Below are 23,365 nucleotides of genomic sequence, written 5' to 3' on the forward strand. Positions count from 1 at the left end.
GGCACCGGCGGTGCCGTGGAACCGGGTGGGACAGTGGCCTGCGGTCCGGGCTGCGGCTCACGCCCGGCCGGGTCGTCTTCGGGCCGTTCCTGCATCGTGTGCTCCTTCGACGGCGGGGTCCGGGAACGGATGGGGGGATCGGTGAACCGCGACACGTGAACGGAGCAACAGGACGGTCCCGGAAGGCAGTTGGGTAGAAGACTTTCCCCCATCGCCCCTTGAACAGTCGTCGGCCGCACCGGTGAGGCGACCGGTGACGCGAACGCCCTAGGGCTGCCGGGGTCCGCCGGCGCCGGGCGCCGGGGTGACGGCGTAGCACCAGAACGGCCGGACCAGCAGCGACCCCGCGAGCACGACGGCGACGCACAGGAGCGCACTGCCGGTCCAGGCGAGGCCGAGACCGGTCGCGGAGGCCATCGACCCGGCGCGCAGATCGCCGAGGCGCGGGCCGCCCGCGACGACGACGGTGAAGACGCCCTGCAGACGGCCGCGCAGGGCGTCGGGCGCGTAGGTCTGCAGGATGGTCTCGCGGTAGACCGCGCTGACCAGGTCCGCGGCACCGGCCGCGGCCAGCAGCAGCGCGGCGGCCGGGAGACCGTGGACGGTGCCCGCGAGCGCGACGGCCGCCGCCCACGCGACGACCGCCAGGGCCAGCGCCCGGCCCTGGCGGCGTACGCGGCCGATCCATCCGCTGAACAGTCCCGCGGCGACGGAGCCGATGGCGACGGACGAGTACAACAGGCCCGTTCCGCCGCCGAAGCGCACCTGCGCGGCCTCCGGGAACAGTGCGGTGGGCAGGGCCAGGGCCATCGCCGCGATGTCGACCGCGAAGGACATCCAGAGCACGGGAGCCCGCGCGATGAAGCGCAGCCCGTCCAGGACCGGGCGCAGCCCGCCGGCCCGGGCCACCGTGCCGGCCGGCCGGATCGGCGGCAGGCGGAAGGCCGAGTACAGCAGGAGGGAGAAGAGCAGGGCGTCCGCGCCGTAGGCCCAGCAGTAGCCGTTCGGCAGGGCGATCAGGGCGCCCGCCACGAGGGGACCGGCGACCTGTCCGACGTTGCTCGCGGTGAAGTACAGCGTGTTCGCGGCGGGCACCAGGTGGGTGGGGACGACGCGGGGGACGATCGCCCCGCGGGCGGCGGACGACATGGCGAACGCACCGGCCTGGACCGCCACCAGGGCCAGGACGAGCGGGACCGAGCGCAGGTCGGCGACCGCCTGGAACAGCAGTGCCAGCGTGGTCGCCCAGGTGACGCACGCCGACGCCAGGTACAGCACGCGGCGGTCGCACCGGTCGGCGACGGCCCCTCCGTACAGACCGAGGACCACGAGCGGTACGAGCCCGGCCAGGCCCGTCAGCCCGACCGCCAGGGACGAGTGCGACAGCGCGTACKCCTGCACCGGGATGGTGACCGCCGTGACCATGGTGCCCACGTACGCCGCGCCCTGCCCGATCAGCAGGCGCCGGAAGACGGGGTGGGCCAGGGGGCGGGTGTCGAGTGCGATGCCGCGCAGGCCGGAGGCCGTCCCGGGCTCCGGCGGGGGAGGGGAGGCGGACGGGCGGTCGGACGGTCTCGGGGTGTGCGGCGTCGTGGACATGGCCCTCACGCTGGCAGGACCGCCGGGTGTGCCGCTTCCGTTATTCTGCCGTCGTATGTCGCAGAACAGCCAGGCGCGGAACGACCAGGCGCGGAACGGCCGGGCGGAGGCCGGCCAGGTGGCGGACGACCTGCCGGAGGACGAGCGGGCGCAGGACGACCGGGCGCAGGACGAGGCCGCACGGCCCAGGGACAGCAGCCACGCCCATCTCGCCGGTGAGGTCATCGGCCGCCACCGGCACGCCTACCACCAGCTCCTCTATGTCAGCGCCGGTGTGCTGGCGGTGCAGACGGGCGAGGCGTCCTGGGTGGCGTCCAGCGCCCGCGCCATGTGGATTCCGGCGGGCACCTGGCACGAGCACCGGGTGCACGGACACAGCTCGGTGCACACTCTCGGGTTCGCCGTCCACGACGCCCCGCTCAGGTCCCGGACGCCGGTCGTCATGGCCGTGGACGCCCTGGTGCGGGAGCTGATCATCGCGTGCAGCGAACCGTCCCTGCCCGAACCGGAGGCACGTCGTCTGCGTGCCGTCCTGCGGGACCGGCTGCGCCGCGCGCTCGCCGCGCCGCTGATGCTGCCCACGGCCACCGACCCCTTGGTGCGGCAGGCCTGTGCACTGGTGACCGAGGACCTGCGACAGCCCCGCAGCGCGGCCTGGCTGGTCCGGCGCATCGGCGTCAGCGAGCGCACCCTGACCCGTCTGTTCAGGGCCGAGTTCGGCATGACCTACCCGCAGTGGCGCACCCATGTCCGGGTCTTCCACGCCATGCTGCTGCTGGCGGAAGGGGCGAACGTCAGCGAGGCGGGGCGGCGCTGCGGCTGGGCCACGACCAGTGCCTTCATCGACACCTTCAGCCGCACGATGGGACAGACGCCGGGGACCTATCGTGTCGGCCCCCGCCCGCCGGCCGTCACCCGCTCGGACGCGGGGTGAGCGGCGCCAGCCCTGACACGTGTCGTGTGCGTCATGGCCGGAACTGTCCGCCGGCCCGGGCGGCCGTGGCGCGATCCGGGACGGGCCGCCGTCGCCCTGGCGGCGAAAGAGACGCCGGATTCCGGCAGAACGGCCGAAAAGCATCGGATTTCCGGGCTGCCCGTAGCGGATCGCGGGATCGGGAGGCAGGCTCGTCACACGGTGGTCAGGTGTTCAACTTCGGCCAGGACTGGACTGTTTGAGCCATCAGAAGATCATTAACCTGTTCCTCGACGGCACGCGTCTATCAAGAGGAGTTCCGTGTCCACTGCCCAGCAGGTGCCCGACATCCTCTCGCCCGAATTCGCCGCGGATCCCTACCCCGCATACGCGGCGATGCGAGAGAAAAACCCCCTGATCTGGCACGAGGCGACCCAGAGCTACATCATCTCCCGCTACGACGACGTCGAACGCGTCTTCAAGGACAAGAAGTCGGAGTTCACGACCGACAACTACGACTGGCAGCTGGAGCCGGTCCACGGCAAGACGATCCTCCAGCTCAGCGGCCGGGAGCACGCGGTGCGCCGCGCCCTCGTCGCCCCCGCCTTCCGCGGCAGCGACCTGCAGGAGAAGTTCCTGCCGGTCATCGAGCGCAACTCCCGCGCGCTCATCGACGCCTTCCGGCACACCGGCTCCGCCGACATCGTCAGCGACTACGCCACCCGGTTCCCGGTCAACGTCATCGCGGACATGCTGGGCCTGGACAAGGCCGACCACGCCCGCTTCCACGGCTGGTACACGGCCGTCATCGCCTTCCTGGGCAACCTCTCCGGCGACCCCGAGGTGACCGCCGCGGGCGAGCGCACCCGCGTCGAGTTCGCCGAGTACATGATCCCGATCATCCGCGACCGGCGCGACCACCTGGGCGACGACCTGCTGTCCACGCTCTGCGCCGCCGAGGTCGACGGCGTCCGGATGAGCGACGAGGACATCAAGGCGTTCTGCAGCCTGCTGCTCGCCGCGGGCGGGGAGACCACGGACAAGGCGATCGCCAGCATCCTCGCCAACCTGCTCCTGCACCCCGAGCAGCTGGCCGCCGTCCGCGAGGACCGCGGACTGATCGCCGCGGCCTTCGCCGAGACGCTGCGCTTCKCCCCGCCGGTCCACATGATCATGCGGCAGTCGGCCGTCGACGTCGAGGTCTCCGGCGGCACCATCCCGAAGGGCGCCACCGTGACGTGCCTCATCGGGGCCGCCAACCGGGACGAGCGCCGCTACGCCGACCCCGACCGCTTCGACATATTCCGGACCGACCTCAGCACGACGTCCGCGTTCTCGGCCGCCGCCGACCACCTGGCCTTCGCACTGGGGCGGCACTTCTGCGTCGGCGCGCTGCTCGCCAAGGCGGAGGTCGAGATCGGGCTGAACCAGCTGCTCGACGCCATGCCCGACCTGCGTCTGGCCGACGGCTTCGACCCCGTCGAACAGGGCGTGTTCACCCGCGGCCCGCAGTCGCTGCCGGTGCGCTTCACCCCGGCCGCCGGCTGAGCGCGGGACGTGGGAAGGGGGTCGCCGGCKCCGCCGGCAACCCCCTGGGACGCACCCGTCGGCGGTGCCTCAGTGCACCGCCGGGGTGAACTGCACCGGCAGGGACGCGAGTCCGCGCATCCAGATGGACGGACGCCAGGTCAGTTCGTCCGGCTCGACACCCAGCACCAGGTCGGGCAGCCGCTCCATGAGCGTCTCCACCGCCGTGCGCGCCATCACGTCGGCGAGCAGCGGAGCCGGATACGGGCAGCGGTGCTCGCCGTTGCTGAACGACAGGTGCGCGGAGTTCTCGGCGCCGACGTGCGACTCGGGCCAGATCTGCGGGTCGGTGTTGGCCGCCGCGAGACCGAGGACGAGGCAGTCGCCCTCGCGGATGAGCCGTCCGCCGAGCTGGGTGTCGCGCACGGCCCAGCGGCCGATGAAATTCTGCGTCGGCGTGTCCAGCCACAGCACCTCGTTGAGCGCGTCGCCGACGCTGACCCGGCCGCCGGAGACGTTGACTGCGAAGCGCTCGTCGGTCAGCAGCAGCCGCAGCGTGTTGCAGATCCAGTTGGCGGTCGGCTGCTGGGCCGCCGCGATGACGGAGATCAGGTCCTGCACGATCTCCTCGTCGCTGAGCCCCGCCGGGTCCTGCAACATCCGGGAGGTGACGTCGGGCCCGGGACGGTCCCGCTTCTCCTTCACCAGCTGCATGATGCGCTCCCCGACGCGCATGTACGCCGCCACCGGGTCGTCGCCCTCACCGGCGTCGAGCGAGATCCGCAGGTCGTCGACGAGCTGCTCGGTGTCGGCGCTGCCCTGCGGCATCCCGCACATCCACAGCACCGAACGGGCCGGCAGCGCGTGCGCGTACGAGCTCATCAGCTCGGTCTGGCCGCTGCCGGCGAACGAGTCGATCAGCTGATCGGCGATCGACTGGCACTCACGGGCCAGCTCGAACTGGTCGACCCCCTCCAGCGCCTGCGTGATGACGCCGGCCCGGCGCTGGTGCTCCGCGCCCTCGGTGAACAGCACGGACGGCTGGTAGCCGACGAAGGGCAGCAGCGGCCAGTCCTCGGGGATGTTCGGCCACTGGTTCCAGCGCCGGGAGTCCCGCGCGAACAGCTCGTCGTGGCTGGTCACGTAGCTGACCTCGGGGTAGCCGAGGACGAGCCAGGCGGGGATGTCGCCGTCGAGCAGGACCGGGGCCACCGCCCCGTGCTCCCGGCGCAGGGTGCGGTACAGCTGCGACGGCGTCTGCTGGTACTCAAGTCCGCCCAGCTGTACGGCGGAGGCGTGCGCGGGGCAGCCCGGTGGCGGGGTGCTCGCGGACGGGGAGCCGGTGGACTCGCTCACGATGTCCCCTCCTGGGCCAGTGCCATTGCGTAGAGGTGGTCCACGAGCGTGATCAGGACCTCTTTGCCCGAGGACCGCACCCGGGCGTCGCAGTCGACCATGGGCACGTGCTCACCGAGGGCGAGTGCCTGTCGTATCTCGTCGAGCGAGTACGGGCGTTCGTCGTCGTCGAAGCGGTTGACCGCCACCACGAACGGCGTCTTGTGGTGTTCGAGCCGGTCGATCGCGTACCAGGAGTCCTCCATGCGACGGGTGTCGACGAGGACGATCGCGCCCAGGGTCCCGGAGAACAGCCGGTCCCACAGGAACCAGAAGCGCTCCTGGCCCGGTGCGCCGAACAGGTAGAGCACCATCCGCTGGTTGAGGCTGATGCGCCCGAAGTCGAACGCGACGGTCGTCGTGGTCTTCCGCTCGACCCCCGCCGTCTCGTCGACGCCCTGCCCGGCCTGCGTCATCACCTCTTCGGTGTTGAGCGGCCGGATCTCGCTGACCGAGCGGACCAGGGTGGTCTTGCCGACGCCGAAGCCGCCCACGACGACTATTTTCAGGCCGGTCTCGGCGGCGTCGGCCAGCGGGGTGCGCTGGGCGGGCAGCTCAGAGGTTGCGGAGCCCATGGAGGACCTCCTGGAGCAGGGCGGTTTCGGGGAGGGACGCGACGGACTCGGCCGCGCGGGGGTGACGGGCGCTCACCTTGCCCATGGCATGGAGGTCGCCGAGGAGGATCCGTACGACGGTGATGGGCAGCTTGAGCTCGGCCGAGATCTCCACCAGCGCCGTGGGGTGCCGGCACATCTCCAGGATCCGGGTGTGCTCGGACTGCATCCCCGCGCTGGGCTCGCACTCACTGACGATCAGCGTCACCAGGTCGAACGCGTCGTCGGCCTCGCTGCGTCCACCCGTGACCGTGTAGAGCCGGTCGGGATCGCCGATGTCCACGGGTTTGCGGCTCACGCCGAGGCACCCCTGGCCGCGGGCGTGCGGGGCTCGGCCCGCAGGTGCTCACCGATCTGCTCCACCAGCTCGGTCATCTGGTGACCGACGACCCCCGGGTCGGCGGCCTCTTCGGCGACGACCGCGAGGTGCGCGCCCTGACCGGCCTCCACGATGAACAGGAGGCCGCCGTGGAACTCGGTCATGGAGTGCCGGACGCCGCCGGTTCCGTCGCCGAACTCCACGGACGCGCCCTGCGCGAGGGCCTGGATGCCCGAGCAGATCGCCGCCAGCTGGTCGGCCTGGTCGAGCGTCAGGTGCTCCGTCCAGCACAGCTTCAGCCCGTCCCGTGACAGGACGAGTGCGTGGCGGGTGCCCGGCGTGCGCTCCAAGAGGTTCATCAAGAGCCAGGTGAGGCTGTTGTCAGTGGTCTCCATGACGGGCGGGACGGGTCACGACCGGTCGGCGGTCACCCGGCCCGTTCCTCCAATCCAACGGGGTGCGGCGAAACAGTGCGGGGGTGGGCGCGTGGCGCCCTGAGCTGTGCGGAGGGCCGGTTCCTAGTGGCCCGCCCCGGACCCGGTCCCGTGTCCGGGACCGTCGTCGGGAGCGGCGGGGCCGGGGGTCCCGCCGGCCTGGCGGCCCCGGTGGAAGGCGCCGAAKCGGCTTCCGGCGTCGCGGGCCGGACCGGCTCCGTCGGCGGGCGGCGTACGGGGCGGCTCTGAGGCCTTCCGGTCGGCGCGTCCCTGCTCGGCCTCGGCCATGGTGCGGCCGGGGGCACGGACCGGCAGTCCGCCCGGGGTGGCCGGACCGCGCCTGCGGGGGACGTCCGCGACGGGCGCCTCCTGCGGGGGCTCGACCGCCTCGGGCCGTACCGGGAGCGCCTCCTCGACCGCGGGGGCCGGCGCTGCCGCCGGTACCTGCGCGGCGCGCTGCGGCCGCTCGGCGGCGATCGGCTCGCGCTGCTGCGCCACGACCTGCGGGGGCAGCAGGACGACGACGCCGGTGCCGCCGCGCGAGGAGGGACGGTAGTTGACGCTGATGCCGTGCTTGGCGGCGAGCCGCCCCACCACGCTCAGCCCGAGCCGGGTGCCCTGCAGCGAGGCGAGGTCGGTGAGCCTGCCCGACACGGCCTCCTCCGCCCGGCGCATGGACGCGTCGGACATCTTCAGGCCGCTGTCCTCGATGGTGACGACGAGCCCGGCGCTGCGCTCCTCCACGTAGACGTGGACCTCGTCGATCGGCGGCGAGAAGTTGGCCGCGTTGTCCATGAGCTCGGCCAGCAGGTGCATGACGCCCTCGGCCGCGAAGCCCGCGATGGAGGCCTTGCTGGAGTTGTGCAGCCGTACGCGCCGGTAGGCGGCGATCCGGCCGACGGAGCCGCGCAGGATGCTCTCCATGACGATCGGCTTGTTCCAGACGCGGCTGGAGCGGCCGCCCATCAGCAGGGCGAGCCGGTCGGTCATGAGGCCCAGCTGGGAGGTGCTGTGGTCCAGGCGCAGCAGATCGCCGAAGATCTCGCCGGAGTGCCGGTCCTGCATGTCGCGGAGGTCGGCGAGCATGCTGACCGTCTTGGCCTGGACCCGGCTGAGCGCCTTCGCGGAGGCGGCCTGGGCGGCCGCGGAACGGCGCTCGGCGTAGGCGAGTTCACGGACGAACGATTCAGCGGGGGCGCGCAGCAGCGGCACGGTCGGCCAGTCGAGCTTGGCGAGGACCGTGTCGGCGGAGCTGCCCTCGCGGAGCAGGGCCACCGCGGCCGGCAGGGTGTCGTCGGTCAGGCGCCGCAGTTCCGCCGTGCCCCGGTCCACCTCGCGCCGCATCAGGTCGAGGTCGGCCTGCGCGTCGGCGGTCCGCCGCACCGCCGCGGCGACCTCGGTGGTGAAGACGTGCAGCATCCGGCGCAGGTACGGGTCGGAGGGGGTCGGCAGCCCGGCGAGCACCTGCTCGGCCTCGGCGCCCTTGTTGAGCTGCTTGGCTATCGACGGCAGGGTCACGTTGACCAGCTGGTCCGTCTCGGCGCCGTGCTGGGCCCAGTTGCTCTTGGTCATCTCCAGCTCGCCGCCGGCCGACCGGGCCTGGCGCTCGATCCGGCGCAGCCGGGCGGAGGTGTAGCCGACGACGGCCGCGACGCAGAGCCAGGCGGCGACCGCGGTGCCCGCCACCCACGGGCGGGCTCCTTCGGGGGCGAGACCGACGGCCGCTCCGGCCCCCGCGGCCGTGACGACCAGGAGGGCGGGGAACACGACCGGGGAGGAACCCGTCTTCCGCGCGGATCGGCGCTGGCGGGGGCGAGCAGGCACTGACATTCCGCGGTCCCTCGGTCCGTGTGAGCAGGGGTACGTCCACGACTGAAACATCGCCGAGAACCTGGAAGGCGGAAGACCGTCTTCCCGATCAAGCACGCCGCTCATGCTAGTCACCGCACCAGGCACACGGGTCCCACCGAAGGGCACATCCCCCGACCGACTTCACTTCGTCGGGAAATGACTTCCACGTCGTCGGTGTGTGGTAGATGAACTGAGTTGAAGCCGACGGAATCACGGCACGGAGGGGTCGGCGCTTTCATGTGCTTTGCCGTCCTCGCCTGTGTTCGGGCGTTCGACACCTCGGACGCGCAGGGTGCATTTTCAGCCAAGTAACGCCAAGTGCGGCTGAGATTTCGGCAGTTGATCCTGCGCATCCGAAAGTATTTTCGCAGAAACGGTGATGACTTCGTTCGCCCGGTGTGAGGACGCCGCGTCGGCTCAGCGGAACCGCCACAGGTGGTCGTCGGTGCCGTTGTCCTCGAACTGCACGACATGGGCGCTGTTCTGGGTGGACATGCCGTCCACGCCCAGGACCTTCCCGCTGTGCCTGTTGCGGATCAGGAACCAGCCGTCCCCCCGGTCCACGAACTGCCACAGGTGGTCGTCGGTGCCGTTGTCCTCGAACTGGACCACGTGCGCGCTGTTCTGGGTGGACATCCCGTCGACCCCCAGGACCTTCCCGCTGTGGCCGTTGCGGATCAGGGACCACCCCTCGCCCCGGTCCAGCACCTGCCAGGCGTGGTCCCCCGTGCCCGAGTCGTCGAACTGCACGACATGGGCGCTGTTGTCCGTCGACATGCCGTCCACGGCGAGCACCTTGCCGCTGTGCTTGTTGCGGATCCGCCGGTACGGCGGCTCGGGCTCCCAGGGCGTGCCGTCGGGGGAGGCCGTCGGGAACGAGGCGATGCGCAGCCGCGCCGCGCCCATGGGGACGAGGGTGACCCGCTCCACCGCACCCGTGGACCGGGCCGGGCTCTGCTGCAGCGGCGCGACGACGTGCTCGTCGTCGGCGATCCACTCCGGCAGGCGCCGCGCCTCCGCCGTGATCGAGACCGGCGTCCCCGTATGAGTGAACGGGTTGGCGGCGACCGGCCCCGCGGTCCGGTGCACCTCCAGGGCCCCGCCGGGCACGAGCCCGTAGTTCCAGGCGCTCGTGGCGTGCACCTCGTACTCGGGGAAGACCGCGTCACCGGCGTAGCGGACGTACCGCTCGCCGATGCGCAGCGCGTAGCTCAGCGGGCCGTGACTGACCTCGACCGAGTTCCTGTTCCCGGACCAGGTGCGGACGGCCGTGCGCTGGGGCAGGCGCAGCGACACGCGGTCGCCGTCGGCCCACACCCGTTCCACGCGGACGAAAGCCGGTCCGGCCTGCGCGGCCACGCTCTTCCCGTTGACCTGGAGCCGGGGCGCCGCGCACCAGCCGGGTATCCGCAGCAGCAACGGGAAGCGGACGGCGCGCGGTGTGGAGACGGTGAGTTCGACCGTCTCGCCGAACGGGTAGTCGGTGTCCTCGGTGACGGTGACCGTCGTGCCCCCGGCCACCTCGGTGGTGACCCGGCAGGCCGCGTACATCGCCGCGGCGAGCCCGCCGTCCGGTGTGCCGAGCCACAGTTCCTCGGCGAAGTAGGGCCATCCCATGCCGTAGTTGTGCGGGCAGCAGCGGTACTGGTCGATGCCGGGCTGGAAGGACTGCATGGCGAAGCCGTTCTGGAACTGTCCCTGTGTCTTGCGGGAGTTGTCCAGGTCCACGCTGTTGGCGCTGGTCACGTAGTGCACGGCCCGGCCCTCGGGGTCGAGGGAGGCCGGCAGCAGGTTGAAGGCCAGCTCCTCGCACCGGTCGGCCCACAGCGGGTCCCCGGTGATCCGGGTGAGCAGCTCGTGGCTGGCCATGAACTCGACGATGCCGCAGGTCTCGAACCCCTGCCGCGGGTCGTCGAAACCGGGCCGGATGTTCTCGTCGCCCGCGAAGCCGCCCCCGGCGAACTGGCCGTGCCGGTCCAGGAGTTCGGTGTACGTGCGGTAGCTGGCGCGGGTGTGCTCCGCCGAGCCGGAGCGCTGGGCGTACTGGGCCGGCTCGCGGAAGCCCTGCGCGATGTTGACGTTGTGCCGGTTCGGCAGCGCGCCGGTCCAGTCGGCTCCCCAGGCGTGCATCTTGTCGACCAGTTCGAGGAGGAAGGGCTCCGGCGAGCGCCGGTACAGCCACAGGGCCACGTCCATGCAGTCGCCCCACCGCTGCGACACCCAGCTGGTGTCGAAGGCGCCCTTGCCCTGGGTGTTCATGTAGCGCAGGAAGCGGGTGAGGAAGGGCACGACCCGTGTGTCGCCGGTGAACTCCTCGAAGCTGCGCAGCGCCTGCAGGAGCGGGAGGAAGGGCCAGAAGTCCGGGCCGCCGTTGAGCGCGGTGCGCAGGGCGCGCGGTCCGAAGAAGCCGTCGTCCTGCTGGGTGGCGAGGACCGCGTCGATCCAGCGCCGCGCCCGGTCCAGTGCGCCGGCGTCGCGGGTGGCGACGGCCAGCGGCACGTAACCGCGCAGCCAGTACGGCAGTTCCTCCCAGGCGTTGTTCTCCGGACGGACCCATCCGCTGGTGGCGAAGTCCAGGAAGTGGGACTTCTCGGTGAGGCGGCCGCACAGCCCGTCCAGCTGCAGCCGCAGCTGACCGGCCAGCCAGCCGCGCGGGACGATGCTGCCCGGCCTCAGCCGGCGGAAGGCGTCGTCGGTCACCTGGAGGGCGGCGGCCCGCGGCGCGGCGGCGGCCGGTCCTGCGTCGACCAGGGAGGTACCGGCACCCGCGGCCAGCACGAGACCGCTGGTGCGCAGCAGATTGCGTCTGTCGATCGGCATGTCACTGCTTCCTGTCGTGGGGGAGGAAGTGGCCACCGGCGACTGCCGTAAGAGGATCCGACGTCGGCCGTGGCGCGGCGGAACAGAGGCGGCGGAACAGAAGCTGTACAACGTTGGAAAGGCGGCTTGCGGCATCACAGCACGGCGTACGGCGCCTGTCCAGGGGATCGGCCGGACGAGATGGCGAGGACATGCCCGTTGTCCCCGCGGTGCCGGGCCCGGCACCATGTGTCCGCAGTGCCGAATCCTCCGCCACCGGCCACCGACATCCCGGGAGAGCCCATGGGTACCCAGTTCGAGGCCACGGTCGACATCGACCGCCCGATCGACGAGGTCTTCGCCTTCCTCGCGGACGGCACGAACGACCCGAAGTTCAGTCCGCGGGTGCAGCGCATCGACAAGGAGCCGCAGGGACCGACGGCCGTCGGCACGGTCTTCCGCAGCACCGTCAAGGACGCGGGCATGACGACGCGGCGGGAGTTCGAGATCACCGAACTCGTCACCCCCAGCCGGATCCGCTGGGCCGAGCGCTCCCGGAACCTGGTCACCGCGGCCGAGGGCGGGTACGACCTCGAACCGGCCCCGGGCGGCGGAACCCGCGTCCGCATCCACAACCGGCTGGAGGGCCACGGCCTCGGCAAACTGCTGCTGCCCCTGGCGGGCGGCGCGGCGCGCAAGGACGCCCCCGCCTTCGGGCAGCGGATCAAGAAGGCCGTGGAGGCGTCATGATGGAGGCCTGAAAGAGAGGTGCGCCCATGGCGTCCGGTACGGAGGTGCGCGTCCTCGCGGTGCGCAACGCGGCGCGCAGCGGGGCCGGCAGACTGCCGTCCTGGTTCGCCGACGAGGGGATCACGCTGGTCGAGGTCGACGGGGCCCGGGCGCCCGACCGCCCCGACGGATGGGCGGCGGTCCTCCTGCTCGGCGGCGGGTTCCTGCCGGACGACGACGCCCGCGCCCCCTGGCTGCCGGCCCAACGGGCTCTCGCCCGGCGGGCGGTGGCGGACGGCGTACCGCTGCTGGGCATCTGCCTGGGTGCCCAGGTGCTCGCCCTGGCGGCGGGCGGGACGGTCCGGGGCGCCCACGGCGAACCCGAGCGCGGCAGCTGCACGGTCGCGCTGCGGGCCGAGGCAGCCACCGATCCCCTGTTCCGGTGGCTGCCCCGCCGCTTCCCCGTCATCCAGAACCACCGGGACCAGATCACCCGACTGCCGCCCGGCGCCGTCCACCTGGCCGCGAACGAGGCGTGTCCCGTCCAGGCGTTCCGGCTGGGCCGGTGCGCCTGGGGCGTCCAGTTCCACCCCGAGGCGGACGCCGACCGGCTGCTCCGCTGGGACGAGGCCGCCCTCGCCGGCGAGGGCCTCGACCTGGCCGGGCTGCGGGAGCGCGCCCTGGCCGCCGAGCCCGCGTCGGCCGCAGCGGCTCGCGCGCTCGTCGCCGCCTTCGCCGCGGTGGCCCGGGAACACGCCGGCTCCCGTACGGGTGTCGCGGCCGGGCCCGAAAACGCGTGGAACGGCGCGCGGCCGCCTGGTTAAGGTCGCCCGATGAGCACTCGTACCTTCCGCATCACCGTTCGCGGCGTCTTCCACGGGCTCGACGACGACCAGCGGGCCGCGCTGCTCGCCGACGCCCCCGCGCACGACGTGCTGCGTGCGGCCTTCACGCCCGAGGGGCACCTCAGTTACGACATCGCCGCACGGTCCGCCTTCACCTTCCGCTTCGTGGAAACGGGCGAAGAGGAGGAGGACATCCTGGAGGCGACCGGGCGCGCCGAGGAGGCGGCGAGGCTCTGGCTGACCGAACGCGGATACGGCTACCGGAACCTCAGGTCCACCGCGGAGGACCTCTCGCAGGCCCCGCTGGGCAAACGGCAGCGGCGCGAGGCGGCCCGCAGGCACGCCTGAGAGGAGCGGCGGCCGGCCCGGGTGCGTCCGGGCCGGTTCAGCAGGGCTGTCTGCCGAGCGTGCGCGCGAGTTCCGTCGTGGCGTGCGTGATCTCGGTGTCGTCCTCCGACATCAGCACGTCGAGCGCTTCCTGATGGGAGTGGACCGCGTCCCGGGCCGCGCGCTCCCACGCGGCCGGGTTCTCCCGGTGGTTGAGCAGCTTCGGATAGGCGCCCGCGATGCTCTCCCACTGCCGGGCGTCGGCGATGTTCTTCAGCAGCAGCAGGATCTGCGGCCGGCAGGTCACCTGCGGCGCCTGCGCGAGCTCCCAGAGGAAGGGGACCGTGGCGGCGGTCGCCTGCTCCACGACGAAGCCGTACTGGCAGATGCGCTCCCGCAGGTCCTTGAGCGCGGCCGCCGCCGTCCCCGCGTCACCCCAGGCCACACTGGACAGGAGCAGGGGAATGGCGGTCGCGGAACCCGTGGAGTCCCGCAGCCGGCTCCAGGGGACACGGCCCATGCCGGTGAGCGGCGTGCTCGCCGGCACCGTCGTCCGGGCCTGCGAAGGCCCCCACTGCCCGGTCCTCGACTGGTCCGGCGGAACGCTGTGCATGATGTGAGGCCTTTCCGGCAGGTCGGATGGATGGGGGAGCGGGCCGCCCCGGTCGCCCGGGCGGTCGTCCCCTCTCCTACGGGCCCGGTCCGCCCCCGCCCCCGTCCTCGTGCGCGGGTCCGGTGTGCGGTGCGGCGGTCCGGTGGAGCACAGGGAGCGCGGGGAACGCGTACGACGGTGAGCCGGTGGATCCGTCCCGGCCGCCCGTCCGCGACGCAGTCGTCCGCGGTGATCGAAGCTCTGAACGCGCAGGTGACAACACGTCGTCTCCCTGATGTGACGTCAGGACGCGATGCCCTGGCTGGGGTTGTCGGCGCTGCAGTTATTATCCACACTGAGACCGGACTCATGCAATTGCACGGGAAATTGCGTGAAGTTTGGCCGAAGAGGACGGGGTGGCCGAGACACCGCCACCGCGCACCCAGAGCACCCGGGTCCGACGGGTGACATGTACGGGAACAGCAAGGAGACTTCAGTGCCGCAGGTGGAGAACGGGATTCAGGCGAGTTCGCTGGACGTCAGCTGGACCAAGAGCCGGCACAGCACCGCCGAGGGGAACTGTGTGGAGGTCGCCCGGATCGACGGGGGCATAGCCGTGCGCAACTCCCGCTACCCCGAGGGGCCCGCCCTCGTCTACACGTCCGCGGAGCTCGCGGCGTTCCTGGCGGGCGCCAAGGACGGGGAGTTCGACCACCTGCTGTGAGGCGCGTGGTCCGGGCGCGCGGGCCGGGGACGCGGCAGCCGCGGACGCCGGGTCCAACTCCCCGGTAACACAACGGGGATGCGGGATCGCGTCGTCCAATGCGATACTGTTTGCGTCCTTGTGCCGCACCGCGGGGGAGTCGAAGATGGTCGCCGAGTCGCCCCGCGTCGCACGGCTCGAATCCTATCTCGACCGTCCCGAGCCGGCGCCGACTCTGCTGAAGATGCTGGTCGGCGTCCAGCTCGCGGGATTCCGCGAGGACGCCGGCCTCGCGCAGGACCAGGCCGCGCGCTCGCTGGGGTTCAGCGGCGCCAAGCTCTCGCGCATCGAGTCCGGCAAGGGGCGCAGGCCCCCGAGCGAGACCGACGTACGCGCCCTGCTCCAGCTGTACGGCACCGATCCCTACGAGGGCTCGGTGCTGCTCAAGCTGCTGCACCGCGCCAACGAACCGGGCTGGTGGCAGCGTTACGACAAGCGGCTCATGCCCGAGTGGTTCGAGCGCCTGGTGGGCCTGCAGGAAGCGGCCGCCGCCATCCGGACCTTCGAGATCCAGTACGTCCCCGGCCTGCTGCAGACGGCCGCCTACACCCGCGCCGTGGTGGAGCGGGGCCTGCCGAACGCACCGGCCGCCGAGGTGCACCGCCGCGTCGAACTGCGTATGAGGCGCGCCCAGTTGCTGGACCGGGCGGACGCGCCGCAGCTGTGGGCGATCGTCGACGAGTCCGTCCTGCTGCGCGTGCTGGGCAGCAAGGCCGCCATGCGCGAGCAGCTCGCCCACCTGATCGACAGGGCGCAGCGCCCCAACGTGGTCCTGCAGGTCGTGCCCCTCGACGTGACGAACGCGTCGGCGCCCGCCATCCCTATCACCTACCTGCGGTTCGGCGGCCTCGACCTGCCCGACGTCGTCTACCTCGAACACATCAGAAGCGCCCACTTCCTCGAGGACCGCGACGAGACCGAGGAGTACCGGCTCACGCTCGACCGGCTGGCCGACGAAGCCCTTGAGCCGCGCCAGACCCTGGACCTGCTGCACAGCACGATGGAGCAGCGCTACCCGGCCGGGTAGCGCCGCTCGTCCTCCGGGAACCCGGGAACCGGTCGGGAACCGGTCCCTAGGGGAGGCGGCCCAGGCCGCCGAACTCGATCCACTCCTGCGTGAGCTGCCGCGTCTGCACCTCGTTGTCGGGCCGCCAGGTGGAGACCTCCACCAGCCCCGGCTCGATGATCTCCATGCCGTCGAACAGCGCGGCGACGTCCTTCTCCTGCCGTACGCGTCCCCAGTGGCCCTGCGTCGCCTGGTCCATGAAGTTCGTGACGAACTCACGGACCTCGGCGTCCTCGCTGACCAGCTGGCAGATCACCATGAAGCTGCCGGGCGCGAGCCGTTCGGCCACGCGCCGGACGACGGCCTGCGGTCCGTCGGTCTCGCTGTCGGGGATGCAGTGGAAGACCGAGTTGAACAGCACGGCGACCGGCTCGGAGAAGTCGATCAGCCGCTGGGTGTCGGGATGGGTGAATATCTCCTCGGTGCTCCGCAGGTCCGCGTGGATGACCGCGGTGCGGTCGTTCTGGTCCAGCAGGGCCCGGCCGTGCACGAGGACCATCGGGTCGTTGTCGGCGTAGATCACCCGGCTGTCGGGGTTGATGGCCTGGGCGACCTGGTGCACGTTGTTCTGCGTGGGGAGACCGGACCCGTGGTCCAGGAACTGCCGGATCCCGTACTCCGTCGCCAGCGTCCTGACGACCCGCCGCAGGAAGCTGCGGTTGTTGAGCGCCAGCCGGCGGGTGCTCGGGACGACCTTGTCGAGCTCCTCGCAGGCCGCGCGGTCCGCCGCGTAGTTGTCCTTGCCGCCCAGGTAGTGGTCGTACATGCGCGCTGCTGTCGGCACGGTGGCGTCGATGTTCTTGGACAGTGGCCTGTCGGTGTTCATGGTTCCCCCAGCTCGAACGGCGCCAACTGCAGGCTTAACAAGGACTACATCTTAGGGAGTTGACGTTTGCGACTGCCAGTCCGCGGCGAAACCAGCCGTTCGGATGAACGACAACGCCGTCCCCGCCGTGACGGGGACGGCGTGACCGGGGGCGTGACCACGGGAGGAGCGCCCCCGGGGGGAGCGCCCCGGGGGGAGCGGCGCACACGCTCAGGACGAGACCGTCTGGAGTCCGCGTTCCGCCACCGGTACGCGGACCTTCCCCAGGACGAAGCCGCTGCGCACCCGGGCCGGCATCCGGTTCAGCGGGATCCGCAGGTCCTGGTCCGGCACGTCGTACTCCAGGCGCGCCAGCCGTGGGCCGAGGGCCCACAGGAGCGCGACCGTGACGTCCTCGCCGGGGCAGCGGTGGCCGGCCGCCGGATCGCCGCCGCCCTGCGGGATCAGTTCGTCGCGCGGCGGCGGCCGGTCGACGAAGCGGCGGGGATCGAAGGTGTACGGCTCGTCCCAGAGCGCGGGGTCGTGGTTCTGCCCAAACAGGTCGAGCAGGACCAGGGTTCCGGCCGGGATCAGTTCGCCCCGCCAGCGCAGGTCGGTGACGGCGAGTCCGCCGAGGAAGGGGGCGAACGGGTAGAAGCGCCGCAGCTCGTGGGCGAACGCGACGGCGTGGGCGGGGTCGCCCTCGCGCAGGCGTTCCCGCACCTCCGGCCGGTGGTGCAGGGCGTGGCCCGCGTACGTGACGAACCAGCACACCGCGACGGTCGGGCGGATGACGTTGAGGAGCTCGACGGCGGCCGTACGCGGATCGAGGAACTCGCCGTCCGCGTCCCGGTGCCGCACGACCGCGTCCAGCGCCGAGCCGGCCGGCGCGGTGGCGATCCCCGCCCGGACGTCCTCGACGAGGTGACCCAGCCACGCCTCGCAGCGGTTCCGCGCGCGGCGGGCGCGCCAGTGGCGCGGCCCGGCCGTGGCGAATCCGTCCACCATGGCGACCAGGTCCCGGGCGACCTCGTCGGCGTCGAGGAGGGGGACGCCCGCCCACCGGCAGACGCCGCGGGTCAGGATCCGGCTCGCCTCGTCGAAGAGGACGACCGACGGCCGGCCCGGCCAGGAGGCCACGGCCTCATCCCACGCGGCGGTGACGCACTCCACCAGGGAGGCCACGGCCTGCGGTCCGGTGAGCAGGGACAGGAACATCTCCTTGCGCACGCGGTGGGCGTGCCCGTCCAGTGTGTGCACGGCCCCGTGGCCGAACAGGGTGCTCAGCACCGGCTCCGGCAGGGCGGACCGGCGCTCCACGTGCCGTTCGTCGTAGAAGAACCGCACGGCGTCCGGGCCCCGCAGGGCCACGGCCTGCCGCCCCATCAGCCGGGCGCGCACCACCGGAGCGTCGGTACGGCGCCACCGGTCGGGCAGCCAGGTGTACCCCTTGGCGAGGAGGGCGGCGGAACTGTCGACGATCGGAGGGCGCGTGCTGTCGGTCATGCGCGCCGAGTGCCCGTCGACCCCGAACGGGAAACGCGGCCCCGCGCGCCCCTCGCGTGACCCGCCCCGTGACATGCCGTACGAGGTTCTTCGCGCCGACAGGATTGCCGGAAGGGGCATGGGTACTCGCGGCGCACGGGCGCTCACTCCTGCGCCCCCGACGAAGGGCCGAGCGGCGATGACCACACACACGCGCAACGCGAACACCACGCGTACCCCAGTCCAGAAGGCGGCACTGGCGGTGGGAGCGGTCTTCCTGCTGGTGGGCATCCTGGGATTCATCCCGGGGATCACCACCGACTACGACACGATGAAGTTCGCCTCGCACGAATCGGGCGCCGAACTGCTCGGGATCTTCCAGATATCCGTCCTGCACAACCTCGTACACCTGGCCTTCGGCGTGGCGGGCATCGCGCTGGCCCGGACCGCCTCCGGGGCCCGTACGTACCTCCTCGCGGGCGGTGCCGTCTATCTGGTGCTGTGGCTGTACGGCCTGTTCGTCGGCCACCACAGCGGAGCCAACTTCGTGCCGCTGAACACGGCCGACGACTGGCTGCACTTCTTCCTGGGCATCGGCATGATCGCCCTGGGCGCGCTCCTCACCCGTTCCCGCACCGCCGTCGACAGGTGACCCCGTGCGGTCCGGGACTCCCGGYCCGCACTCCCGCCGGACACAGCGTGCCCGCCCCTGCCGCGATGCGGCGGGGGCGGGCACGTCCGCGTGCGGCGTACCAGCCGGCCCCCAGGACCACGGCCAGGGCCACCTCCACCAGGTCGCCGCCGTAGTACATCCACTGGGCCCCCGCCCGCAGATCGGCCGCGGCGAACGCGGTACCGGGCGGGGGGACCGCGTACAGGGTCCTGGCCAGTACGCCGTGCGCGGCGCCGACCGCCAGCAGGACCGCACCCCGTACGCCCAGGCCCCACCGCCGGCGTACGGGGTCCAGCTGGCACACGGCGAAGGTGAACAGCAGCCCGGCCGCCAGCAGGTGCGCGTGCACCAGGGCGTGCACCACGGGTTGCCGTTGCGCGGACGCGAAGAGCCCGGTGCGGTAGAGCAGCCACATGCCGCCCGCGTCGACCAGGGCCGCGACCGGCGGGCGGAGCAGCAGGCCGGCCGGACGGGAGTGCGCGAGGACCAGCAGGCCCCGGCGCGCGGTGCCCGGTCGCAGGGCCCGCAGGGTGAGGGTGAGCGGGCGGGCCAGGACGAGGAGCAGCGGGGCCACCATGCCGACGGCGAGGTGCTGGAGCATGTGCGCGGTGAACGGCTCTCCCGGCAGCCTGCCCACGGCGGCCCAGGCCACCGCGGCCGCGCCGGCCGTGAACGTCCCGTCCCGCCACCGGGGCCAGGCGTCCCCGCGGCGCCGCAGCCGCCCGGCGGCCAGCAGGTAGGGGACGGTGGCCGACAGCGCCGCCGCGGCGATCCACCATGCGGCCGGGGAGGGGTCCGGGACGCCGCCGGGGTGGATGTGCGCGGGCGTCATGCCGCCGGGCCGGCAGCGGTGCCACGGGCCGCGCGGACCGCCAGGACCACTCCGATCAGCAGCAGGAGCAGGGCCGCGACGTTCCACGCCCAGTCGTAGGGGGTGACGTCCACGCCGTAGCGGACCTGGTGCAGGCGCAGCAGCTTGTGGTCCACGATCCCGTCGAACAGCTGGAAGGCCCCCAGGCCCAGGAAGAGACCCGCCCGGGCGTGCGGGGGCGACAGGGTGCCACGGCGGCGCAGATCGGCGTACAGGAAGAAGCCGGCGACGAGCATCAGCAGCTCGGCGGTGTGCAGCAGCCCGTCCGAGAGCAGGCCCGCGCCGGTGGTCGAGCGGTCGTAGAAGTGGTGCCAGTGCAGGATCTGGTGGAAGACGATCACATCGACCGCGGCCATCACGGCGACCCCGATCACCGCGCACGCGGCCATCGACCTGCGGGGTTCGCGGGGAGCGGGCGGCGTGACCACCGCCCTGTCCGACGACCTCATGAACGTGCCCTTTCCATGGACGTGCCTCCTCCTGTCATGTCTCTCCTCCGCCGTCCGGACGCACCTGTCGGCGCCCGCGCCCCTTCCCGGGCACCGGACGCCGACGGATGCGGGCGGACGTGCTCAGTCGCGGCCGGTGGCCCTGCGCACCGCGTCGCGGGTGCGGTCCATCAGGGCCGCGACCGGTCCGAGCGCCATGTTCGCCGCCGCGGACTCCACGCCGGGGTGCGGCCGGGTGGGCGCCATGGCCTCGGCGGCCTTGACGCCCTTGGCCAGCAAGGCGAGCCCCGCGGCGTCGGCGCTGCGCCTCAGGTGGGTGAACTCGTAGCGCTCCTCCGCCCGGGCGTGCTCCTGGACGTCGGCGCGCAGCGCCAGCAGGTGCGCCATGAACTTCGGGTCGTTCGTGTCCATGTCGTCCAGGGCGCTCAGCGTCTCCTTCGCCGACCGCTCCTCGGCGAGACGGTCGTCCACGACCTGCTCCCCGCCGGTGACGTTCCGGCGCACGAACGGGTGCACCACCTCCTCCTCCGCCGTCTCGTGGACGGCGAGGAGCCGTACCAGGCGGCGGAAGGCCTCCTGCCGGGCGTCACCCTCGGCGGCCTCCACCTCGTCGAAGAGGTTGCGGATGTCACCGTGCTGGCGCATGAGCAGGGCCACCACGTCGGTGTCCGGAGCGGCGTCGTCGCCGGCCTGCGGGGTCTGCAGCTCGGTCATGACCGGCCTCCTCACTTGCCGCGCAGGGCGGGGTCGGGGTGCTCGCCCTCGGTCTCGATGCGGTACTCGCGCCCGAACATCTCGTCGTGCTGCGTCATCACCCGCTCGCTGGGCGCCGCCTCGCCGCCGTGGATGCCCTCCTGCATCTTCTCGAACCGCTCGTGCGCATCCCGCACGTACCCGGCGCCGAGCGTCGTCAGATCGATCTGCGTGTCGAGCAGTTCCCGCAGGTAGGCCTTGTTCGGTTCGAAGGTCAGGACGTTGGGCAGCGCCGGCGCCAGGACCGACTCCGGGTCGCGTCCGTCGTGCTTGCGCATCAGGTCGCAGGCGATGTGCAGGTGCTCCAGCTCCATGTTCAGGTGCAGCTCCCAGATCGCCTTGATCCGGGGGTCGCTCTCCTGCTCCATGAAGGAGTGGTAGAGGTAGCACTCGTTGTACTCGTGGTTGACGAGCTGCTCCCACCACGTCTCGCCCGGGTCCACCAGGGACTCGTAGTGGGTGACGTGTTCCTCCTCGATGAGCCCGATCTCCTGGTAGAGCTGGCGGGCGATCGGCTCCATGTAGGTGGGGCCGGTGTTCATGTAGAAGTTCATGGTCTGCTGCTCCGTCGACATGATCGTCAGCGCGTGCAGCTTGGACAGCGGGTCCGTCCGGGTCTTGTCGTACGGGTCGCGGACGTTGTCCACCGGATTGCGGTGGTGGAACTTCGTCGGGCGGCCCGGCATGACCTCGGTGAGCCCGTCGACGACCGACTCCGCCTTGCGGTGCTCGATCATCTCGTACAGGTTCGCGTACCGGTACAGGTGGTCGAAGTCCTCCAGGACGCCGAACTGGTACGCCTGCTTGAGGTACGGGTCCGGCTCCATGCGGGCGACCCAGGCGGTGAGGTCCACGGCCACCTGCTCGTAGGCGATCGTCGTCTCCAGCACGGACGACACCCCCGGCAGCAGCCAGTTCACCACTTTCTGCTGCTGCGCCTCGATGTAGCGCGTACGGGCCAGCTGCCGCTTGACCTCGGGGTCGACCGTGTTGCGCGCCAGCATGTGGCTGAACATGATCGCCTCGACCTCGATGCCGTTCATCGTGATGATGCGGCAGCGGGTGTACGGGTCGCAGTGGTCGGGGTCGATGGGAGCGACATCCAGTTCACGCCAGTTCCTGAGCTGGCGGTCCAGCGGGATGCCGCGTTGCTCCAGGGGGTTGAAGGTCATCCGTTGCCTCCGGGCAGTCGATGGTGAGTACGCAGTCCCCCTTGACGGGGAGAACAGTCCCTCGCGGGAGCGGGCGAATGGACGCGGGCCGTATGTGCCCCCTGCGATCCGCGCCGTCCGGCCGCCGCGCCGCGATCACGGCCCGCGCGTCGTTTGCCGTACGAGCTGGTGGGGACCCGGCCGACCATGAGCACCAGCAGCGGGACGGGAGCGGGTACCACCCATGGGCACAGCAGCTGAGAGCGGCCTCGCGGGACGTCTGCACGGCTTCCTCCGGGGCACGAAGCAGGCGTATTCGGCGGGGCACGAGCGGCCCCTCGGGGGATATCTGACGGCCATGGCCGGCTTCGGCGCCTACACGGCCGCCTGGGCGACGGCGGTACGGCTCAGCGGGCGCCGCCTGCCCGAGCGCCCGGCGCCCGCGGACCTGGCGCTGACCGCGGTGTCCGCCTTCCGGCTCAGCCGGCTGCTGAGCAAGGCCGCGGTCACCAGCCCCCTGCGCGCCCCCTTCACGCGGTACGTCGGCCCGCAGGGCCCGGCCGAACTGCACGAGGAGGCGCGGACCGGGGGCGGCAGGGACACCGTGGGGGAGCTGATGACCTGCCCGTTCTGCACGGGCGTCTGGATGGTCTCGACCCTGACCGCCGGCCAGCTGCTCTGGCCCCGCGCCACGCGCACCGCCATGGGCGCGCTCACCGCGCTGACCGGGGCCGACGCACTGCAGCTGACGTGGTCGGCGCTGGTGGACAGGACCACCAGGTGAGGACGGCGGGAGGGGGTACCCGCGGCGGCATGATGAAGCGAGCACTGTGGCAGGGACTGGTCGCCGGAGCGGCCGGAGGGATCGTCATGACCCTCGGCGAGAAGATCGAGCAGGCCGTCACCGGACGGCCGGACTCCCATGTGCCCGCCCGGGTGCTGCAGCGGCTCACCGGGCTCCCCGAACGTCCCGGTACCCGGCAGCCGCTGCCGGTGAACTGGGCCATGCACCATGGCCAGGCCGCCCTCCTCGGCGTACTGCGCTCCGTCATGGCGCAGAGCGGGCTGCGCGGACCGCTCGCGTCCGCCCAGTTCGCCGCCGTGCGCCTGACCAACGACCAGATCCTGGAGAACGCGACCGGGGTGGGCGCCCCGCCCTCCACCTGGCCCCGCAGGGAACTGGTCGTGGACGTCCTGCACAAGGCCGTGTACGCCTTCGCCACCGGGATCGTCGCCGACGCCCTGGCGGCCCGCGGCGGCCCCGGCCCGGGACAGCGCCATGCCGCCCTGCGGCCCGGCCGCCGCGCCGGCGTGGGCCCCCTGCCGCGTGAGGACGCCTACGGGCGGTAGCCCGTACGCCGCCGGCCGGGACGGAGATCCGTCCCGGCCGGCGGCGCGGTCGTGC

24 protein-coding genes are annotated in these 23,365 nt (G+C 72.1%); 10 read left to right on the forward strand and 14 right to left on the reverse strand.

The genetic code is table 11. The features are described from left to right. Positions 1-267: 267 nt before the first annotated feature. Positions 268-1,599 carry an MFS transporter gene (locus FGF04_RS23420; protein ID WP_149513249.1) on the reverse strand — a complete coding sequence of 444 codons (1,332 nt, stop codon included), beginning with the start codon at positions 1,597-1,599 and terminating at the stop codon, positions 268-270. A 55-nt stretch (positions 1,600-1,654) separates the two neighbouring features. Between FGF04_RS23420 and FGF04_RS23425 the strand changes: the two genes are divergently transcribed. After that, on the forward strand, positions 1,655-2,533 hold the full coding sequence (locus FGF04_RS23425; RefSeq protein WP_235882450.1) for an AraC family transcriptional regulator: 879 nt from the start codon (positions 1,655-1,657) through the stop codon (positions 2,531-2,533). Positions 2,534-2,833: 300 nt separating this feature from the next. Next, positions 2,834-4,060: a cytochrome P450 gene (locus tag FGF04_RS23430; RefSeq protein WP_149513250.1), complete on the forward strand. Its 1,227-nt coding sequence runs from the start codon at positions 2,834-2,836 to the stop codon at positions 4,058-4,060. Positions 4,061-4,129: 69 nt separating this feature from the next. Here FGF04_RS23430 and FGF04_RS23435 read toward each other — a convergent pair whose 3' ends face one another. From FGF04_RS23435 to FGF04_RS23460, 6 genes are all read right to left on the reverse strand, one after another. Beyond that, positions 4,130-5,395 carry a cytochrome P450 gene (locus FGF04_RS23435; RefSeq protein ID WP_149513251.1) on the reverse strand — a complete coding sequence of 422 codons (1,266 nt, stop codon included), beginning with the start codon at positions 5,393-5,395 and terminating at the stop codon, positions 4,130-4,132. Beyond that, positions 5,392-6,009, reverse strand: coding sequence for a GTP-binding protein (locus tag FGF04_RS23440; protein WP_149513252.1), 618 nt, complete (start codon positions 6,007-6,009; stop codon positions 5,392-5,394). Before FGF04_RS23440 ends, FGF04_RS23435 begins: the two co-directional genes overlap by 4 nt. After that, positions 5,990-6,346 (reverse strand): DUF742 domain-containing protein, encoded by a 357-nt coding sequence (locus FGF04_RS23445; RefSeq protein WP_188114192.1) that lies wholly within the window; start codon positions 6,344-6,346, stop codon positions 5,990-5,992. Before FGF04_RS23445 ends, FGF04_RS23440 begins: the two co-directional genes overlap by 20 nt. After that, positions 6,343-6,762, reverse strand: a complete 420-nt coding sequence (locus tag FGF04_RS23450; RefSeq protein WP_149513253.1) for a roadblock/LC7 domain-containing protein — start codon at positions 6,760-6,762, stop codon at positions 6,343-6,345. The genes FGF04_RS23445 and FGF04_RS23450 overlap by 4 nt, the downstream gene beginning before the upstream one ends. A 123-nt stretch (positions 6,763-6,885) precedes the next feature. Beyond that, positions 6,886-8,631, reverse strand: a complete 1,746-nt coding sequence (locus FGF04_RS23455; protein ID WP_149513254.1) for a sensor histidine kinase — start codon at positions 8,629-8,631, stop codon at positions 6,886-6,888. A gap of 438 nt (positions 8,632-9,069) precedes the next feature. Further along, the gene (locus FGF04_RS23460) at positions 9,070-11,472 is read right to left on the reverse strand and encodes an RICIN domain-containing protein (protein ID WP_149513255.1); all 2,403 of its coding nucleotides are present in this window, start codon (positions 11,470-11,472) and stop codon (positions 9,070-9,072) included. Positions 11,473-11,754: 282 nt separating this feature from the next. On the opposite strand from FGF04_RS23460, the gene FGF04_RS23465 reads away from it, so the two are divergent. From FGF04_RS23465 to FGF04_RS23475, 3 genes are read left to right on the forward strand one after another with little or no spacing between them, the layout of a single operon-like run. Next, positions 11,755-12,201 carry an SRPBCC family protein gene (locus FGF04_RS23465; protein ID WP_149513256.1) on the forward strand — a complete coding sequence of 149 codons (447 nt, stop codon included), beginning with the start codon at positions 11,755-11,757 and terminating at the stop codon, positions 12,199-12,201. Between the two features lie 26 nt (positions 12,202-12,227). Next, positions 12,228-13,004 carry a type 1 glutamine amidotransferase gene (locus tag FGF04_RS23470; RefSeq protein ID WP_149513257.1) on the forward strand — a complete coding sequence of 259 codons (777 nt, stop codon included), beginning with the start codon at positions 12,228-12,230 and terminating at the stop codon, positions 13,002-13,004. Positions 13,005-13,013: 9 nt separating this feature from the next. Continuing rightward, positions 13,014-13,373 carry a DUF6204 family protein gene (locus FGF04_RS23475; RefSeq protein WP_149513258.1) on the forward strand — a complete coding sequence of 120 codons (360 nt, stop codon included), beginning with the start codon at positions 13,014-13,016 and terminating at the stop codon, positions 13,371-13,373. 37 nt (positions 13,374-13,410) lie between these two features. Here the strand turns inward: FGF04_RS23475 and FGF04_RS23480 are convergent, their stop codons facing one another. Next, entirely contained in the window at positions 13,411-13,965 is a 555-nt protein-coding gene (locus tag FGF04_RS23480; protein ID WP_235882452.1) for a hypothetical protein, read from the reverse strand. A 475-nt stretch (positions 13,966-14,440) separates the two neighbouring features. Here FGF04_RS23480 and FGF04_RS23485 point away from each other — a divergent pair, with 475 nt between their 5' ends. Both FGF04_RS23485 and FGF04_RS23490 read left to right on the forward strand, forming a co-directional pair. Further along, positions 14,441-14,668: a DUF397 domain-containing protein gene (locus FGF04_RS23485; RefSeq protein ID WP_149513259.1), complete on the forward strand. Its 228-nt coding sequence runs from the start codon at positions 14,441-14,443 to the stop codon at positions 14,666-14,668. Between the two features lie 145 nt (positions 14,669-14,813). Beyond that, positions 14,814-15,734 (forward strand): helix-turn-helix domain-containing protein, encoded by a 921-nt coding sequence (locus FGF04_RS23490; protein WP_149513260.1) that lies wholly within the window; start codon positions 14,814-14,816, stop codon positions 15,732-15,734. Positions 15,735-15,780: 46 nt separating this feature from the next. Here FGF04_RS23490 and FGF04_RS23495 read toward each other — a convergent pair whose 3' ends face one another. Then, a complete protein-coding gene (locus FGF04_RS23495) occupies positions 15,781-16,599 on the reverse strand; it encodes an SAM-dependent methyltransferase (protein WP_149513261.1) in 819 nt (272 codons plus the stop codon). A 210-nt stretch (positions 16,600-16,809) separates the two neighbouring features. Beyond that, positions 16,810-18,084: a cytochrome P450 gene (locus tag FGF04_RS23500; RefSeq protein ID WP_188114193.1), complete on the reverse strand. Its 1,275-nt coding sequence runs from the start codon at positions 18,082-18,084 to the stop codon at positions 16,810-16,812. Positions 18,085-18,262: 178 nt separating this feature from the next. Here FGF04_RS23500 and FGF04_RS23505 point away from each other — a divergent pair, with 178 nt between their 5' ends. Then, on the forward strand, positions 18,263-18,715 hold the full coding sequence (locus tag FGF04_RS23505; RefSeq protein WP_149513262.1) for a DUF4383 domain-containing protein: 453 nt from the start codon (positions 18,263-18,265) through the stop codon (positions 18,713-18,715). Here FGF04_RS23505 and FGF04_RS23510 read toward each other — a convergent pair. The 4 genes from FGF04_RS23510 to FGF04_RS23525 all read right to left on the reverse strand — a co-directional run bounded on the left by FGF04_RS23510 (position 18,684) and on the right by FGF04_RS23525 (position 21,981). Beyond that, positions 18,684-19,568 carry a cytochrome c oxidase assembly protein gene (locus FGF04_RS23510; protein ID WP_149513263.1) on the reverse strand — a complete coding sequence of 295 codons (885 nt, stop codon included), beginning with the start codon at positions 19,566-19,568 and terminating at the stop codon, positions 18,684-18,686. The genes FGF04_RS23505 and FGF04_RS23510 overlap by 32 nt on opposite strands. Next, positions 19,565-20,056 carry a DUF2243 domain-containing protein gene (locus FGF04_RS23515; RefSeq protein ID WP_235882453.1) on the reverse strand — a complete coding sequence of 164 codons (492 nt, stop codon included), beginning with the start codon at positions 20,054-20,056 and terminating at the stop codon, positions 19,565-19,567. Before FGF04_RS23515 ends, FGF04_RS23510 begins: the two co-directional genes overlap by 4 nt. Positions 20,057-20,179: 123 nt before the next feature. After that, positions 20,180-20,770, reverse strand: a complete 591-nt coding sequence (locus tag FGF04_RS23520; RefSeq protein ID WP_149513264.1) for a hemerythrin domain-containing protein — start codon at positions 20,768-20,770, stop codon at positions 20,180-20,182. An 11-nt stretch (positions 20,771-20,781) separates the two neighbouring features. Next, complete coding sequence (locus tag FGF04_RS23525; RefSeq protein WP_149513265.1) at positions 20,782-21,981, reverse strand: hypothetical protein; 1,200 nt, start codon at positions 21,979-21,981, stop codon at positions 20,782-20,784. 223 nt (positions 21,982-22,204) lie between these two features. Between FGF04_RS23525 and FGF04_RS23530 the strand changes: the two genes are divergently transcribed. Together FGF04_RS23530 and FGF04_RS23535 are read left to right on the forward strand one after the other, a co-directional pair. Continuing rightward, on the forward strand, positions 22,205-22,744 hold the full coding sequence (locus FGF04_RS23530; RefSeq protein WP_149513266.1) for a DUF1360 domain-containing protein: 540 nt from the start codon (positions 22,205-22,207) through the stop codon (positions 22,742-22,744). Positions 22,745-22,773: 29 nt separating this feature from the next. After that, a complete protein-coding gene (locus FGF04_RS23535; protein WP_149513267.1) occupies positions 22,774-23,310 on the forward strand; it encodes a hypothetical protein in 537 nt (178 codons plus the stop codon). The last annotated feature ends 55 nt before the right edge of the window (positions 23,311-23,365 follow it).

The organism is Streptomyces apricus (assembly GCF_008369065.1).
GTDB classification, from domain to species: domain Bacteria; phylum Actinomycetota; class Actinomycetes; order Streptomycetales; family Streptomycetaceae; genus Streptomyces; species Streptomyces apricus.

Excerpts from the sequence above, each read along its gene's own strand:
- FGF04_RS23460 (WP_149513255.1), bottom strand. The coding sequence starts at position 11,472 with ATGCCGATCGACAGACGCAATCTGCTGCGCACCAGCGGTCTCGTGCTG.
- FGF04_RS23495 (WP_149513261.1), bottom strand. The coding sequence starts at position 16,599 with ATGAACACCGACAGGCCACTGTCCAAGAACATCGACGCCACCGTGCCG.
- FGF04_RS23525 (WP_149513265.1), bottom strand. The coding sequence starts at position 21,981 with ATGACCTTCAACCCCCTGGAGCAACGCGGCATCCCGCTGGACCGCCAG.
- FGF04_RS23515 (WP_235882453.1), bottom strand. The coding sequence starts at position 20,056 with ATGAGGTCGTCGGACAGGGCGGTGGTCACGCCGCCCGCTCCCCGCGAA.
- FGF04_RS23505 (WP_149513262.1), top strand. The coding sequence starts at position 18,263 with ATGACCACACACACGCGCAACGCGAACACCACGCGTACCCCAGTCCAG.
- FGF04_RS23440 (WP_149513252.1), bottom strand. The coding sequence starts at position 6,009 with ATGGGCTCCGCAACCTCTGAGCTGCCCGCCCAGCGCACCCCGCTGGCC.
- FGF04_RS23490 (WP_149513260.1), top strand. The coding sequence starts at position 14,814 with ATGGTCGCCGAGTCGCCCCGCGTCGCACGGCTCGAATCCTATCTCGAC.
- FGF04_RS23530 (WP_149513266.1), top strand. The coding sequence starts at position 22,205 with ATGGGCACAGCAGCTGAGAGCGGCCTCGCGGGACGTCTGCACGGCTTC.
- FGF04_RS23520 (WP_149513264.1), bottom strand. The coding sequence starts at position 20,770 with ATGACCGAGCTGCAGACCCCGCAGGCCGGCGACGACGCCGCTCCGGAC.
- FGF04_RS23535 (WP_149513267.1), top strand. The coding sequence starts at position 22,774 with ATGATGAAGCGAGCACTGTGGCAGGGACTGGTCGCCGGAGCGGCCGGA.
- FGF04_RS23450 (WP_149513253.1), bottom strand. The coding sequence starts at position 6,762 with ATGGAGACCACTGACAACAGCCTCACCTGGCTCTTGATGAACCTCTTG.
- FGF04_RS23425 (WP_235882450.1), top strand. The coding sequence starts at position 1,655 with ATGTCGCAGAACAGCCAGGCGCGGAACGACCAGGCGCGGAACGGCCGG.
- FGF04_RS23500 (WP_188114193.1), bottom strand. The coding sequence starts at position 18,084 with ATGACCGACAGCACGCGCCCTCCGATCGTCGACAGTTCCGCCGCCCTC.
- FGF04_RS23480 (WP_235882452.1), bottom strand. The coding sequence starts at position 13,965 with ATGCACAGCGTTCCGCCGGACCAGTCGAGGACCGGGCAGTGGGGGCCT.
- FGF04_RS23470 (WP_149513257.1), top strand. The coding sequence starts at position 12,228 with ATGGCGTCCGGTACGGAGGTGCGCGTCCTCGCGGTGCGCAACGCGGCG.
- FGF04_RS23475 (WP_149513258.1), top strand. The coding sequence starts at position 13,014 with ATGAGCACTCGTACCTTCCGCATCACCGTTCGCGGCGTCTTCCACGGG.
- FGF04_RS23465 (WP_149513256.1), top strand. The coding sequence starts at position 11,755 with ATGGGTACCCAGTTCGAGGCCACGGTCGACATCGACCGCCCGATCGAC.